At 46.4% G+C, this 15,442-nt stretch carries 11 protein-coding genes; 7 read left to right on the forward strand and 4 right to left on the reverse strand.

The window, feature by feature from the left end:
* Positions 1-75 precede the first annotated feature (75 nt).
* Positions 76-1,140 carry a DUF3900 domain-containing protein gene (locus MHI44_RS15505; RefSeq protein WP_134156867.1) on the reverse strand — a complete coding sequence of 355 codons (1,065 nt, stop codon included), beginning with the start codon at positions 1,138-1,140 and terminating at the stop codon, positions 76-78.
* 149 nt (positions 1,141-1,289) lie between these two features.
* Here MHI44_RS15505 and cypD point away from each other — a divergent pair, with 149 nt between their 5' ends.
* The 7 genes from cypD (at position 1,290) to MHI44_RS15540 (ending at position 11,896) form a co-directional block, all read left to right on the forward strand.
* Positions 1,290-4,475, forward strand: coding sequence for a bifunctional P-450/NADPH--P450 reductase (gene cypD / locus MHI44_RS15510; RefSeq protein WP_217024743.1), 3,186 nt, complete (start codon positions 1,290-1,292; stop codon positions 4,473-4,475).
* A gap of 446 nt (positions 4,476-4,921) precedes the next feature.
* Positions 4,922-6,841: a lipoteichoic acid synthase LtaS1 gene (ltaS1, locus tag MHI44_RS15515; protein ID WP_024572622.1), complete on the forward strand. Its 1,920-nt coding sequence runs from the start codon at positions 4,922-4,924 to the stop codon at positions 6,839-6,841.
* A gap of 237 nt (positions 6,842-7,078) precedes the next feature.
* Positions 7,079-7,843: a glucose-1-phosphate cytidylyltransferase gene (locus tag MHI44_RS15520; RefSeq protein ID WP_003244408.1), complete on the forward strand. Its 765-nt coding sequence runs from the start codon at positions 7,079-7,081 to the stop codon at positions 7,841-7,843.
* A 6-nt stretch (positions 7,844-7,849) separates the two neighbouring features.
* Complete coding sequence (locus MHI44_RS15525) at positions 7,850-8,818, forward strand: GDP-mannose 4,6-dehydratase (protein ID WP_080529050.1); 969 nt, start codon at positions 7,850-7,852, stop codon at positions 8,816-8,818.
* Positions 8,819-8,841: 23 nt separating this feature from the next.
* A complete protein-coding gene (locus MHI44_RS15530) occupies positions 8,842-9,753 on the forward strand; it encodes a putative nucleotide-diphospho-sugar transferase (protein WP_339203565.1) in 912 nt (303 codons plus the stop codon).
* A 28-nt stretch (positions 9,754-9,781) separates the two neighbouring features.
* Entirely contained in the window at positions 9,782-10,960 is a 1,179-nt protein-coding gene (locus tag MHI44_RS15535) for a glycosyltransferase family 2 protein (RefSeq protein WP_339202365.1), read from the forward strand.
* The gene (locus MHI44_RS15540; protein ID WP_015252589.1) at positions 10,961-11,896 is read left to right on the forward strand and encodes a putative nucleotide-diphospho-sugar transferase; all 936 of its coding nucleotides are present in this window, start codon (positions 10,961-10,963) and stop codon (positions 11,894-11,896) included.
* Between the two features lie 30 nt (positions 11,897-11,926).
* Here MHI44_RS15540 and MHI44_RS15545 read toward each other — a convergent pair whose 3' ends face one another.
* The 3 genes from MHI44_RS15545 to MHI44_RS15555 all read right to left on the reverse strand — a co-directional run bounded on the left by MHI44_RS15545 (position 11,927) and on the right by MHI44_RS15555 (position 15,435).
* Positions 11,927-13,156 (reverse strand): MFS transporter, encoded by a 1,230-nt coding sequence (locus MHI44_RS15545; protein ID WP_014479139.1) that lies wholly within the window; start codon positions 13,154-13,156, stop codon positions 11,927-11,929.
* A gap of 94 nt (positions 13,157-13,250) precedes the next feature.
* Positions 13,251-13,958, reverse strand: coding sequence for a YjjG family noncanonical pyrimidine nucleotidase (locus MHI44_RS15550; RefSeq protein WP_032677442.1), 708 nt, complete (start codon positions 13,956-13,958; stop codon positions 13,251-13,253).
* Between the two features lie 91 nt (positions 13,959-14,049).
* Positions 14,050-15,435 carry an amino acid permease gene (locus tag MHI44_RS15555; RefSeq protein WP_003233771.1) on the reverse strand — a complete coding sequence of 462 codons (1,386 nt, stop codon included), beginning with the start codon at positions 15,433-15,435 and terminating at the stop codon, positions 14,050-14,052.
* Between the last annotated feature and the right edge of the window lie 7 nt (positions 15,436-15,442).

Consider the following 15,442-nt stretch of genomic DNA (forward strand, 5'->3'; position numbering starts at 1 on the left):
ATATAACTTTTTATATACGATTTAATTTAAAGATAAAATGATAAGGATAAAAGACTTCAAAAATATTGAAGTCTTTTACTTTAATTTTTTGCTAATCATATCTACGATCTCTATCAAACCCTCAGGCTTATAAAACTCCACCGGTGAACTGCCTTTCTCAAACGAAATCGTCTCGGCTTCAATCAGCGCGACATAGCGCCCGTTTACTTTTGCGAGATGAATAGAATCGCCAAAATCCGCTAGCAATCCCTTAATCTCTGTTTCTCCGACTTTCATTTTCAGCTGGGCCTCTGGCGTGTGCTCGATGATTTGGGCGGAGGCTTCGATGACTTGATGGGTGTCGAGACGCTCTTGGATTTCCCGCTTTTCGCTTGCTTCCCAAATCTCAATGTCGTGCTCGAACTGCTTGAGCTCTTCGCTGTTGTCTTCAAATGTCTCGTAGACGTGCTCCTGTACCATGTTCATGACCTGATTTTTCATGATTTCCGGCATCGATTCGCCGTACTCGACGAATTTCAGAAAGTCCTCAAAATAGCGGGCGTGCGAGGCCTGATGGATTTTTAGCTCACCTTCCTCGACCATTCCTTCCTCTGGCATGTACGGGTATTGGATGCTTTTCATGTTTTTTGTCGTGATCGCCATTTCGACTTTTTTAATGAGAGAAGACGTGTCAGAGATGCGGGCGACCTTCGGCTCAAAATCACATTTCATAATAAAGACAAATGACTCGTCAAAGTATTTTCTCGGCACGGCCGAAGCGACGAGAAACACGCCGCCGCGAACCGCGCTTGTGTCAAGGTACGTGCGGACGAACTGCTCGCTCAGCTCATTGAAGTCTTCTTTTGTTTCCGCCAGACGCGCGCGGTTGAACATGTTGTAGTTTGGGTTGGAATCGAGCTCGTGGCCGGGCTCGACGATAAAATGGCCGATTTTCGTCGGCACCTGCTCGGACTGCGGATGGCGGTCGGCTTTCCGTTTGACGATTTTTTTCAGTTCCCCGTCGAGAAAGTCCTTTAGCTCGCTTTCTTCAAATTCGCCCGTATCAAGGGTCTGGAAGTGCTTGAACTGCTTGTTCGCCTGCTCATCTTTGCCTTCCACCTGTATGACATAAAAGGATAAAAACCGAATTTCAAAATCCATATATAAACTCACCTTATTCGCGTATTGTACAGCTTCTCAAGTATAGAAAAAACAGCGATCATGCGTCAATTGGGAGAACGGAATAATCATGACCATGAAAGGGAAATGTAGTCAAATAGAAGGCATCTCATACGGAAAGGAATGGTTCGATGAAGGAAACAAGCCCGATTCCTCAACCGAAGACGTTTGGGCCGCTCGGCAATTTGCCTTTAATCGATAAAGACAAGCCGACGCTTTCGCTGATCAAACTGGCGGAAGAACAGGGCCCGATTTTTCAAATCCATACACCCGCGGGCACGACCATTGTAGTGTCCGGCCACGAATTGGTGAAAGAGGTTTGTGATGAAGAACGGTTTGATAAAAGCATTGAAGGCGCCTTGGAAAAGGTCCGCGCGTTTTCCGGTGACGGATTGTTTACGAGCTGGACGCATGAGCCTAACTGGAGAAAAGCGCACAACATTCTGATGCCGACGTTCAGCCAGCGGGCCATGAAGGACTATCATGAGAAAATGGTCGATATCGCTGTTCAGCTCATTCAAAAATGGGCAAGGCTCAATCCGAATGAAGCAGTCGATGTCCCGGGAGATATGACCCGGCTGACGCTCGACACCATTGGGCTATGCGGGTTTAACTACCGCTTTAACAGTTACTACAGAGAAACGCCCCACCCGTTTATCAACAGCATGGTGCGGGCGCTTGATGAAGCGATGCATCAAATGCAGCGGCTTGATGTTCAAGATAAGCTTATGGTCAGAACAAAGCGGCAATTCCGCCATGATATTCAAACGATGTTTTCGTTAGTCGACAGCATTATTGCAGAGCGCAGGGCGAATGGAGACCAGGATGAAAAAGATTTGCTCGCCCGCATGCTGAATGTGGAAGATCCGGAAACTGGTGAAAAGCTCGACGATGAAAATATCCGCTTTCAGATCATCACGTTTTTGATTGCCGGCCATGAAACAACGAGCGGCCTGCTTTCCTTTGCGACTTACTTTTTATTGAAGCATCCTGACAAACTGAAAAAGGCGTATGAAGAGGTCGATCGGGTGCTGACGGATGCAGCGCCGACCTATAAACAAGTGCTGGAGCTTACATACATACGGATGATTTTAAATGAATCACTGCGCTTATGGCCGACAGCTCCGGCTTTCAGCCTTTATCCAAAAGAAGACACAGTCATTGGCGGAAAATTTCCGATCACGACGAATGACAGAATTTCTGTGCTGATTCCGCAGCTTCATCGTGATCGAGACGCTTGGGGAAAGGACGCAGAAGAATTCCGGCCGGAACGGTTTGAGCATCGGGACCAAGTGCCTCATCATGCGTACAAACCATTCGGAAATGGACAACGGGCCTGTATCGGCATGCAGTTTGCCCTTCATGAAGCCACACTTGTGTTAGGCATGATTCTAAAATATTTCACATTGATTGATCATGAGAATTATGAGCTTGATATCAAACAAACCTTAACACTTAAGCCGGGCGATTTTCACATCAGGGTTCAAAGCCGTCATCAGGAAGCCATTCATGCAGACGTCCAGGCAGCTGAAAAAGCCGCGCCTGATGAGCAAAAGGAGAAAACGGAAGCAAAGGGTGCATCGGTCATCGGTCTTAACAACCGCCCGCTTCTCGTGCTGTACGGCTCAGATACCGGCACCGCAGAAGGCGTCGCCCGGGAGCTTGCTGATACTGCCAGTCTTCACGGCGTAAGGACAAAGACAGCACCTCTGAACGACCGGATTGGAAAGCTGCCGAAAGAGGGAGCGGTTGTCATTGTGACCTCGTCTTATAATGGAAAGCCGCCAAGCAATGCCGGACAATTCGTGCAGTGGCTTCAAGAAATCAAACCGGGTGAGCTTGAGGGCGTCCATTACGCGGTATTTGGCTGCGGCGACCACAACTGGGCGAGCACGTATCAATACGTGCCGAGATTCATTGATGAGCAGCTTGCGGAGAAAGGCGCGACTCGGTTTTCTGCGCGCGGGGAAGGTGATGTCAGCGGTGATTTTGAAGGGCAGCTTGACGAGTGGAAAAAAAGCATGTGGGCGGACGCCATTAAGGCATTCGGACTGGAGCTGAATGAAAACGCCGATAAGGAACGAAGCACGCTAAGCCTTCAGTTTGTCAGAGGGCTGGGCGAGTCTCCGCTCGCTAGATCGTACGAAGCCTCTCACGCATCCATTGCCGAAAATCGTGAACTCCAGTCCGCAGACAGCGATCGAAGCACTCGCCATATCGAAATTGCATTGCCGCCGGATGTTGAATATCAAGAGGGCGACCATCTTGGCGTATTGCCAAAAAACAGCCAAACCAATGTCAACCGGATTCTCCACAGATTCGGTCTGAAGGGAACCGATCAAGTGACATTGTCGGCAAGCGGCCGGAGTGCAGGGCATCTGCCATTGGGCCGTCCTGTCAGCCTGCATGATCTTCTCAGCTACAGCGTTGAGGTCCAGGAAGCAGCCACAAGAGCGCAAATACGTGAACTGGCCGCTTTTACAGTGTGTCCGCCGCATAAGCGCGAATTAGAAGAACTGACAGCAGAGGGTGTTTATCAGGAGCAAATATTGAAAAAACGAATTTCCATGCTGGATCTGCTTGAAAAGTACGAAGCATGCGACATGCCGTTTGAACGATTTTTAGAGCTTTTACGTCCGCTAAAACCGAGATATTATTCAATTTCAAGCTCTCCAAGAGTGAATCCGCGGCTAGCATCGATCACAGTCGGCGTCGTGCGCGGCCCTTCGTGGAGCGGCCGTGGCGAATACAGGGGCGTGGCTTCAAATGATTTAGCTGAGCGTAAAGCCGGTGATGATGTCGTGATGTTTGTCCGCACACCGGAATCCCGGTTTCAGCTTCCGGAAGACCCTGAAACGCCAATCATTATGGTCGGACCAGGCACAGGAGTCGCGCCATTCCGCGGCTTCCTTCAAGCCCGCGAAGTTTTAAAACGGGAGGGGAAAACGCTCGGTGAAGCTCATCTCTATTTTGGATGCAGGAACGATCGTGATTTTATATACCGCGATGAGCTTGAGCAGTTTGAAAAAGACGGAATCGTCACTGTCCACACAGCCTTTTCCCGTAAAGAAGGCATGCCGAAAACGTATGTCCAGCATGTCATGGCTGACCATGCAGAAACGTTAATATCGATCCTTGACCGCGGAGGCAGGCTTTATGTATGCGGTGACGGCAGCAAAATGGCCCCGGATGTGGAGGCGGCACTGCAAAAGGCGTATCAGTCTGTCCATGGCACCGGGGAGCAAGAAGCGCAAAACTGGCTGAGACATCTGCAGGATACCGGTATGTACGCTAAGGATGTCTGGGCAGGGATATAGATAAAGAAGACTGGAGACATCCAGTCTTTTTTACCCTTTAGAAAAAATAGTGATCGCGCTAAACATTGATGCATACAATAACTTCAGTCCGCCGGAAGGGCGGGCTGTCTGCAAAACCTATTTTTCGTTTTTGCTAGTTTATGTTATTCTTATACTCGGTATCTATTTCTTTTTTCAAAGGCACACATGACAAAAGAAATCCTTTTTTTATTTCCAAGAAAAAAATGTGAAACGAAATGAAGGTTTCTTTCGTCCAGTGATTGGTTTCCAAATGGTTGTAATAAAAATGATATGGTGCGAAACATAAATATTCCGGCTTGCCGCGGTGTATTTCTTGTTGTGTGATGCCTTGATTTTGTTTGGAAAGAAGGAATTGGAAGGCAGGATATAAAGAGCAGGTAAATATGAATGAAGAACTTAAAGTGTTTAAGAAAGTAGAGGTTGCCATGAAGAAACTTTTTTCTTACAAACTTAGCTTTTTTGTGCTGGCTGTTATACTGTTTTGGGCAAAAACGTATTTATCCTACAAGACTGAGTTTAATCTTGGGGTAAAAGGCACAACTCAGGAGATCCTCCTGATATTTAACCCATTCTCAAGCGCCGTCTTCTTTTTAGGACTGGCTTTGCTGGCGAAAGGGCGTAAATCAGCCATTATTATGCTGATTATCGATTTCTTGATGACATTTGTGTTATATGCAAATATTTTATTCTATCGTTTCTTTGACGATTTCTTGACGTTCCCGAACATTAAACAGTCCGGAAACGTTGGAAACATGGGAGACGGGATTTTCAGTATCATGGCCGGTCATGATATTTTCTATTTCTTAGATATTATCATTTTGATTGCGGTATTGATCTGGAGACCTGAATTAAAAGAATACAAAATGAAAAAACGCTTTGCGTCTTTAGTGATCCTTTCTGGGATCGCACTGTTTTTCATCAACCTGCACTATGCGGAAAAAGACCGTCCGCAGCTGCTAACAAGAACGTTTGACCGCAATTATATCGTGAAGTATTTAGGTCTTTACAACTACACCATTTATGACGGTGTGCAGACGGCTCAAACAGAAACGCAACGGGCCTATGCAAGCAGCGATGATTTAACAAGCGTCGAGAATTACACGACGTCTCATTATGCGAAACCGAACGCCGAGTACTTCGGCTCTGCCAAAGGCAAAAATATCATTAAAATCCACCTCGAAAGCTTCCAGTCATTCCTGATTGACTACAAGCTAAACGGTGAAGAGGTGACGCCTTTCTTAAATAAACTTGCGCACGGCGGGGAAGATGTGACGTATTTTGATAACTTCTTCCATCAGACAGGCCAAGGAAAAACATCTGATGCCGAGCTGACAATGGATAACTCGATCTTCGGTCTTCCTGAAGGCTCCGCGTTTGTGACGAAAGGCGAAAACACCTACCAGTCGCTTCCTGCGATTTTAGACCAGAAGGAAGGCTATACAAGCGCCGTCCTGCATGGTGATTACAAATCGTTCTGGAACCGTGACCAGATTTACAAACATATCGGATATGACAAGTTCTTCGACGCAAGCACGTATGATATGTCAGATGAAAATGTGATTAATATGGGGCTTAAGGATAAGCCGTTCTTTACAGAATCGATTCCAAAGCTTGAATCTCTTAAACAGCCATTTTATGCGCATTTGATTACATTGACAAACCATTATCCGTTTAACCTTGATGAAAAAGACGCGTCTCTTAAAAAAGCGACAACAGGCGATAACACAGTTGACAGCTACTTCCAGACAGCGCGTTACCTTGACGAAGCGCTTGAGCAATTCTTCAAGGAGCTGAAGGAAGCCGGCCTGTATGACAACTCAGTCATCATGATTTACGGTGACCATAACGGTATTTCTGAAAACCATAACCGAGCGATGAAAGAGATTCTTGGAAAAGAGATCACAGATTATCAAAACGCACAGAACCAGCGTGTGCCGCTGATGATCCGCGTTCCTGGCAAAAAAGGCGGAGTGAACCATACGTATGGCGGCGAAATTGACGTTATGCCGACACTTCTGCACTTAGAAGGAATTGATTCTCAGAAATATATCAACTTTGGTACTGATTTATTCTCTAAAGACCACGACGATACGGTGGCATTCAGAAACGGAGACTTCGTAACGCCGAAGTACACATCAGTTGACAATATCATTTACGATACGAAGACAGGTGAAAAACTGAAAGCGAATGAAGAAACGAAGAATCTGAAAACAAGAGTGACCCAGCAGTTGAGTCTTTCAGACAGTGTCCTGTACAAAGACTTGCTGAGGTTCCATAAACTAAGTGATTTCACAGCCGTTGATCCGTCTGACTATCATTACGGCAAGGAAAAAGAAATCAAATAAAGATGAGAAAGAGCCTTGAGCGGGCGCATTGCCTTCGCTGAAGGCTCTTTTTTTTGGTTACATAACCAACTTCAAAAAATAGATTCTATTTGGTCACCAAGGCCGTCTTTCTCTCATATCATTACAGTAGATTTTGAAACCGGATTGAAATCGGACAAATTATCGGGGAAATGCCTTGATAGATTGTGAAGATGTACCAGGTTTCGAACTCAATATTCATAGAGATGAGGGGTAGAGATGAAAGCGGTCATTCTCTGCGGCGGAAAAGGAACGAGAATGAGTGAAGTCACGAATGACATTCCTAAACCGCTCGCCATGATAGGCGGCAAACCGATTCTATGGCATATTATGAAAATTTATCAGTACTACGGAGTAAACGAGTTTATTCTGCTTTTGGGCTATAAAGGAGAAAAAATCAAGGAATACTTTCTCGACTATGAATGGAAGCACAACAGCCTGACACTCGACAGCTCTACGGGAGAGGTACAGATGCTGGGGCAGCCTGAAACGTGGAAAATTACGTTTTTGGAGACTGGGGTAGATACGCTGACAGCCGGAAGAATCTTGCAGGCGAAAGACTATATCGGTGATGAAACATTTCTGCTCACCTATGGAGACGGGCTGGCCAATATCAATCTTTTCCATCTCATCAGCTATCATCAGACAAAAGGTGCTGCCGCGACTGTCACCGGCATTGACAAAGTCTCGCAGTTTGGCACCTTGACGGTTGAGGATGGCATGGCGAAAACATTTTCTGAGAAGACATCAAGTGATGGAATCATCAACGGCGGATTCTTCGTTCTTAGTCCAAAGGTTTTCGATTATTTGCCGAAGGACGGGAACACGATGTTCGAAGATGAACCGCTGAAGAACCTTGCCAAAGATGGGGAGCTTGCTGTGTACCGCCATTACGGATTTTGGACGGCCATCGATACGTATAAAAATCTCTTAGAAGTCAACAAAATGTGGAATCAAGGACAACAAGTATGGAAGGTATGGTGAATTGATTTGAGTTTCTGGAAAAATAAAAACGTATTTGTCACGGGATGCACAGGTCTTTTAGGAAGCTATTTGGTGAAAGAGCTGATCGAACAGGGCGCAAACGTTACGGGGCTAGTCAGGGATCATGTGCCTCAATCCAATCTTTATCAGGGAGAACATATCAAGAAAATGAACATCGTGCGGGGCTCTCTTGAGGACTTGGCTGTGATTGAACGCGCGCTTGGCGAGTATGAGATCGACACAGTCTTTCATCTTGCTGCACAAGCGATTGTCGGCGTGGCAAACCGCAACCCGATTTCTACCTTTGAAGCGAATATCCTCGGCACCTGGAATATTCTCGAAGCCTGCCGCAAGCATCCGTTAATTAAGCGGATCATTGTCGCTTCAAGTGATAAAGCTTACGGCGATCAAGAAAACCTTCCATACGATGAAAACATGCCGCTGCAAGGCAAGCACCCGTACGACGTCTCAAAAAGCTGCGCAGATCTGATCAGCCACACCTATTTTCACACGTACGGGCTTCCGGTCTGCATTACGCGCTGCGGAAACTTATACGGCGGCGGAGATTTGAACTTCAACCGCATCATTCCTCAGACGATTCAGCTTGTGCTGAACGGGGAAGCGCCGGAAATCCGAAGCGACGGCACATTTGTACGGGACTACTTCTATATTGAAGACGCCGTTCAGGCTTATCTGCTTCTTGCAGAAAAAATGGAAGAAAACAATCTTGCCGGAGAGGCCTTTAACTTCAGCAATGAGATCCAGCTGACCGTACTTGAACTGGTAGAGAAAATATTAAAGAAAATGAACAGTAATCTGAAACCTAAGGTGCTGAATCAGGGAAGCAATGAAATCAAACATCAATATTTATCCGCGGAAAAAGCAAGAAAGCTGCTGAATTGGACACCGGCCTACACTATTGATGAGGGACTTGAAAAAACGATTGAGTGGTATACGGAATTCTTCAAAAAGTAATGTGAAACGAGGTGAACAAGACTGTGACCAGCGCGTATTGCACCGTTTTATCAAAAGGAAGATTATATCAGGCAGTCGCTTTGTTTAAGTCGTTAGAGCAAGTTGATCAAGACAGTCCCATTTTTATACTTTGCATGGATGAAGATACGCACCGCGTGTTACAGAAGCTGAAGATGAAGCAGCTGAACCTTGTGCCGGTGACCGCTCTTGAAAATGAAATGCTGCTGAAGCTGAAGGAAACTAGAGATCAAAGTGAGTATTGCTGGACGATGAAGCCGATCTTTCTGCAAGCTGTGCTGAACAGCAATCCTGAGCTGGAGCGCGTGACGTATATTGACGGGGATCTCTTTTTCTATGCAGATCCATCGCCGATTTTTGAAAACCAGCCGGACTGCTCGGTGCTGCTTTCACGGGGGGATATTGTAATCCCTTCTTTTGAGAAAGAGCAGATTGACATGCTGCAGCGTCTTTTAGGCAGATATAATTCCGGGTTTATCAGCTTCAAGCATGATGATGCAGGCACGGATTGCTTGGAGTGGTGGAAGGAACGCTGTCTTGAGGAATGCAAAAATGCACCGGGTGAAGGGAAATTCGGTGATCAGGGCTATTTGGATTATATGTCTGAGCTGTTTCCGAATGTGTGTGACATTACAACACCCGGCGTGAACATCGGCCATTGGAATTATGGACAGCATACGTTTTCCTGGAAAGATGGCCGGATCGTGCTGGAGGATGGCAGTCCGCTGATCTTTTATCATTTCAGCGGATACCGAATCGTCAGCATCAATGAAATCAAACAGATTCATGAAACAACCCGCACAGATCTGCCGTTTGTGCATGAACTGTATCAAGAGACACTGCCGCATATCATTCAGCACATGAAAACGTTAGACCCTGAATTTAACGGTTTTGCTTCAAAAGATGACAACAAATAAATGAGTAAATACAGGAAGTGAAAATGAAGTGAAAGCAAGCGTTATTATTCCTGCATATAATTCAAAGGAGCGTCTTTACAACAGCCTTCTGTCATTAAGCCAGCAGGAGTGTGATGAAGAATTCGAAGTCATTGTAGCGGACAATGGCTCTGAGGACGGGACGCTCTCGATGCTTGAGTCATTTCAAGCTGATTTTCCGCTGATCTTTACACGGATTAAAGAAAACAGGGGCATTGCGTACGGACGAAATCAGGCGCTTCGCAATGCCAGAGGAGACATCCTGATTTTCCATGACAGCGATATGCTTGCGGCAAAGGACCTTGTGGCAAAACATATTAAAGCCCATGAGAACGAAGAGAATCTCGTCGTTTGCGGGTTGTTTTGGAAACGGATCTACAGTTTTTACTATGAACGGTTTGAAGAAGAACATAAGGAACAGCTCGCAAAGCTCACAGGTGAAATGCCGAAGAAAGACAAACAAAAGCTGCTGGAGGAAGCGGACATCAAAAACGGAAGCTTTCTTGATAAAAGCTTTGACCTCGATACCGACTTTATAGACGTGCTCAAGAAGATTTTAGATGAGTACGGCGATGACTTGAAAGGCTATCATATGCCATGGCGCTTTTTTATCACGAATAATTCCTCTGTGAAACGCAAGCATGTGGTTGACCTCGGTTTATTTGACGAAGGCATTGTGCGGTACGGGTTTGAGGATTATGACCTCGGGATCAGGCTTCATCAGGCCGGATTGACCTTCAGGCTTCGCCGTGATATTGTCAGTGTTCATCAGGAACATCCAAGCAATTGTAAGTCTGTAGACGATATTCGGGCAAACATTGCCTATATGTGCGATAAATACAATAACATCCGCTCCTTAGACGTTCATCTCGCTTTTAATGGGCCGTTCCCGCCTGACATGACGAACAGAATCATGGCTGATATTCAAAAGCTGCTGGAATCACAGAAATATGATATGCTGCTGAATCTGTTTCTTGAGCTTCTGCATGTTGTTAAAGAGCGCAACATTGATCCGGATTGGCGAAAGAAATCCCCAAGGGTGACGGCGAAAAGCTTTGATTTGCAAACTGTCCGCAAGCTTCTGCCTAAGGCGAAGAAAAAGCTAGGCGTGAACGATTTTGCCAACGCACTGTATGCGCTTGTCAACGATTTGCTGCACGTGGATCTTAGATCATTGGATGTGGTATAAGTGAGTACATTTCATTTTTCAACGATAGTGTCAAGGACACATATCTTTAAGCTCATGCCTATGATTCATTCTCTCCATGAGCATTGCGATGATTTTCATTTATATGTGCTGTGTGTCGACCAGAAAGCATATGAATTGCTTCAGCACGTTCCATGGGAGCATGTAACCTTTGTGCAGCTGCATGAAATGGAAGACCCGGAGCTGCTGAAAGCGAAAAGCAACAGAACGTTTCATGAATATTGCTGGACGTTAAAGCCTGCCTTTTTGTTTCATGTGATGAGCAAGTGGGATGACGCTGAATACTTTGCCCATATGGATACGGATCTATTTTTCTTTTCTGATCCGGCACGTATTTTTGCAGAAAACCCAACGGCGTCTCTGTATTTGACTGATCATCGTAATTCGCCGCGCTTCATGTCCTACTACGACCGAACCGGACGCTTTAATACAGGCTTTGTCGGTGCCGGTAATACAAAGGAAGCATATGAAGCGGTGTGGCAGTGGAGACAGGACTGTATTGAATTTTGCACGGTCGAAATGGATACGGAACGAAAGACATATGGTGATCAAAGATATGTGGAGAAATGGCCGGAGCAGTTTAAAGGTGTTCATGTTGTCAAATCAATAGGAGCCAATACAGCGCTTTGGAATATTGAAAACTATAAGGTCGGGCAAAAGGACGGCCGCGTGTATATAGATGAAACGCCGCTGATTTTCTATCATTTCTCTGGGTTTACACTGGTGACAGAAAAAGAGTTTAATCTTTGCTGGTACTACCGGATTGAAGACGAAGCGACAATTGAGATGATTTATATGCCGTATATATTAAATCTGAAAAGATGGATTGATGAAATACAGTCGGCGTTTCCGGACTTTGCGGATGGCTTTATCCCGAAGCACGCAGTGCCTGACACTCATTTTATCCAGCTGGATTAAAAAACCCCCTGCCGCCTGGCAGGGGTTTTTTCAGCTATGCCATTCTCTCAGCTTCTGGTCACTTGGCAATAGGAAGGCAAGGATGCCGAGAACAGGGAGAAAGGCAATGGCGATCATCGTCGGGGTCAGTCCCGCGGCGTCAATCAGAGCGCCCAGCGCCACAGCGCCGATCGCGCCCATCCCGAAGGCAAGCCCGACGGTTAAACCGGACATTGTGCCGATTTTTCCAGGAACTAGCTCCTGTGCGTAGACGACCGTTACAGAAAAGCTCGACATCAGAACCAAGCCAATCAATGCGAGCACGCCATAGGCGAGAACCGGGCCGGCAAATGGCAGCACAATCGCCAGCGGCGCCGAGCATAACAGCGAACCGAGAATAACGAAGCGTTTTCCAAAACGGTCTGCAAGCGGGCCGCCGAGAAACGTGCCGATTGCGCCGAACAGCAAGAAGACAAAAATATAGCTTTGTGCCTGCTGAATGCTTACGTGATAGGTATCCATCGCGTAAAACGTGTAAAAGTTACCGATCGCACTCGTATACCAAGAACGAGCAAAAATGAGAAATATAATAATAATAAGAGCAGATACAACAGATTTGGTGATGGCCGTGTTTTCAGCCGTTTTCTTTTGCTTGCCTGATTTCTGGGCAAGGCTGCCGAGACGTGAGGCGTACCATTTCGCAATATACATGAGAAACAAAACAGCAAGCGCGGCGACGAGCGTGAACCAAACAGCGCCGAATTGCCCGAGCGGCACAAGGATCAGCGCGGTGATCAGCGGCGCCATCGCCTGGCCTGAGTTTCCGCCCACCTGATAAATCGACTGGGCGAGCCCGCGTTTTGTGCCGGCGGCCATATACGCCACACGGGAGCCCTCCGGATGGAAAATGGCCGAGCCTAATCCAATGAAAAACACACAGCATAAGATCGTTATGAATGACGGGGCAAATGCAAGGCCCAAAATGCCAAGCATGCTGGCAGTCAAACCGACTGGCAGCGCATACGGCCGCGGCCGTTTATCGGTATACCAGCCGACAACAGGCTGCATGACGGATGACACCATGTTTAATGTGAAAGCGATGATGCCAAGCTGTGTAAACGTCAGGCTCATGGAGCGTTCCAAAATAGGGAACATGGCCGGAATCACAGCCTGAAGCGAATCGTTGAGCATATGGCAAATTCCGATAATAATCAAAATCGGATACACCGTGGTGCCTGGTTTTTGAACTGTTTTTTCTTTTAACGGGGCGGCGATAGCCAATTGAGTCTCCTCCTTACATATATAACCAAAGCATACCACCATATTATTCATAAGGTGAAGAATTTATCAAGAGGAAAAAAGACTCTTATAAATATTAGCAGCTGACGGTATTTTCGATATTCAAAATGTGATATAGCTCTTCAAGCTTACGAATCTCATAGGTTGGTATGATCTCTGGCACATTCGGCTTCATGTCAGGGTTCATCCAGCAAGTATCAAGCCCGGCGAGCTGTCCGCCTTTGATATCAGCAGTTAGTGAATCCCCGATGATTAATGTGTGCTCTGCTGAAAATTGAGGAATCCGTTCAAACACGTAATCGAAATATTCCTTCATCGGCTTTTGGAAGCCTGTGTCTTCAGAAACGAAAATGTCCTTGAAGAATGGAAATAATCCTGAATCACGGAGACGCTTATATTGTGTGTTAGACACACCGTTTGTCACGATGTACAAATCAAACTGTTGCTGCAGATTTGAGATGAGATCAAATGCACCGTCAATAAGCTGATGTCCTTCTTCAAGAAAGCGGCGGTATTTTTGCTCAAGCAAGGCGCCGTCCGCCTCGTAACCGTACTCCTTGAGCAAAGCGGAGAAACGTGTGTTTACGACTTCATCCCGTGTCATCTTACCTTCTTCAAAGACTCTCCAGAGACCTTGATTGATGGTTTTATACTGCGCCTTCATGTCATTTGTTAAAGGAATATTCTGATCTTCAAACAGCAAACGCAGGGCTAAAGCTTCTGCCGCTTGAAAATCAAGGATGGTATCATCTACATCAAATAATAAAGTGCGGTATCGCTTCATCTGTGTGTCTCCCTTTCTCATATGTATTCAAAGTATAGCACATAAAAAAAGGAAAAAGCCGGCGGGTGAGGCACCGCCGGCTGAAAAGAGATTATTTGTTTAATAAGCTGTGTTTTCTCGAATATAGGAAGTAAACCAGCGTTCCGACAGCGATCCAGATGACAAATGAAAGCCATGTGACGCCGGGAAGGCTGTACATGAACCAAAGGCAGATGCCTGCGCTGATAATCGGCACAACCGGAACGAATGGCACTCTGAAGGACGCCTTGATTTCAGGATGTTTCTTTCTTAACACAATGACAGCAATGGAAATGACCGTAAACGCGGCAAGTGTTCCCATGTTCACCAGATGGGCCAGCGTTCCGAGGTTAATAAAGCCGGCGATTCCCGCTGCAACGATCCCTGTCAGCCATGTGTTGCGGAACGGGGTTTTAAATGACGGATGAACCTTTGCGAACAATCCAGGCAGAAGGCCGTCTCTGCTCATGGCAAATGTCAAGCGGACCTGTGCGTACAGCAAAGCGAGCATCACCGTCGTAATCCCGATAATCGCACCGACAGAAATAATTCCGGCAACAGCGTCCTGTCCGACGAATTTCAGCGCAAAGGATACAGGATCTCCGACATTCAATTTGGCATAAGGCATCATGCCTGTCAGCACAAGCGATACCGCGATGTACAGAACCGTGCAGACGGCTAGAGCTGAAATAATGCCGACGGGCATGTTTTTTTGCGGATTTTTCACTTCCTCTGATGCGTTTGAAACCGCGTCAAACCCAAGGTACGCGAAGAATACAGTGGCAGCGCTAAGTATGACGCCTTTCATCCCGAATGGCATAAAAGGAGACCAGTTGTCCGGTTTCACATAGCCGATGCCGACAATAATGAACAATAAAATGATCGCGATTTTCATCAGTACAATAACGTTGTTAAAGCGTGTGCTTTCCTTGACGCCTCTGCTGACAATCGCAGTGATGAGGAGAATGATCACCGCAGCCGGAAGGTTAAATACGGCGCCCGCCGTGCTTCCCGGCGCTCCTGTCAGTGCAGCCGGAATATGAAGATTGAAGCCGGCAAGCAGTGATTGAAAGTATGAAGACCAGCCGGTGGCAACCGCCGACAGTGCAATGACATATTCAAGCATGAGATCCCATCCGATCAAAAAGGCGAGCAGCTCTCCAAGTGTCACGTATGAGTATGAGTACACGCTTCCCGAAATCGGAATGGAAGACGAAAACTCAGCATAACAGAAAGCAGCCAGCGCACAGGCGAGCCCCGCTAAAATAAACGATATGATGAGGGCGGGACCTGCACCGGTCGCTGCCACTGTTCCTGTAATGACAAAAATCCCTGTACCGATGACACAACCGATACCGAGCAAGGTTAAATCAAATGCGCTTAACGTACGGGCAAGGCTTTTTGACTTGCTCTGCGCACTCAATGTTTCAAGCGGTTTTTTTCTAAATAATGAACTCATCAAAAGT

The sequence above is a fragment of the Bacillus sp. FSL K6-1366 genome (assembly GCF_037976695.1).
GTDB lineage: Bacteria > Bacillota > Bacilli > Bacillales > Bacillaceae > Bacillus > Bacillus subtilis.

Coding starts and splice junctions, on each gene's coding strand:
- MHI44_RS15505 (WP_134156867.1), bottom strand. CDS start 1,140: ATGGATTTTGAAATTCGGTTTTTATCCTTTTATGTCATACAGGTGGAA.
- cypD (WP_217024743.1), top strand. CDS start 1,290: ATGAAGGAAACAAGCCCGATTCCTCAACCGAAGACGTTTGGGCCGCTC.
- ltaS1 (WP_024572622.1), top strand. CDS start 4,922: ATGAAGAAACTTTTTTCTTACAAACTTAGCTTTTTTGTGCTGGCTGTT.
- MHI44_RS15520 (WP_003244408.1), top strand. CDS start 7,079: ATGAAAGCGGTCATTCTCTGCGGCGGAAAAGGAACGAGAATGAGTGAA.
- MHI44_RS15550 (WP_032677442.1), bottom strand. CDS start 13,958: ATGAAGCGATACCGCACTTTATTATTTGATGTAGATGATACCATCCTT.
- MHI44_RS15555 (WP_003233771.1), bottom strand. CDS start 15,435: ATGAGTTCATTATTTAGAAAAAAACCGCTTGAAACATTGAGTGCGCAG.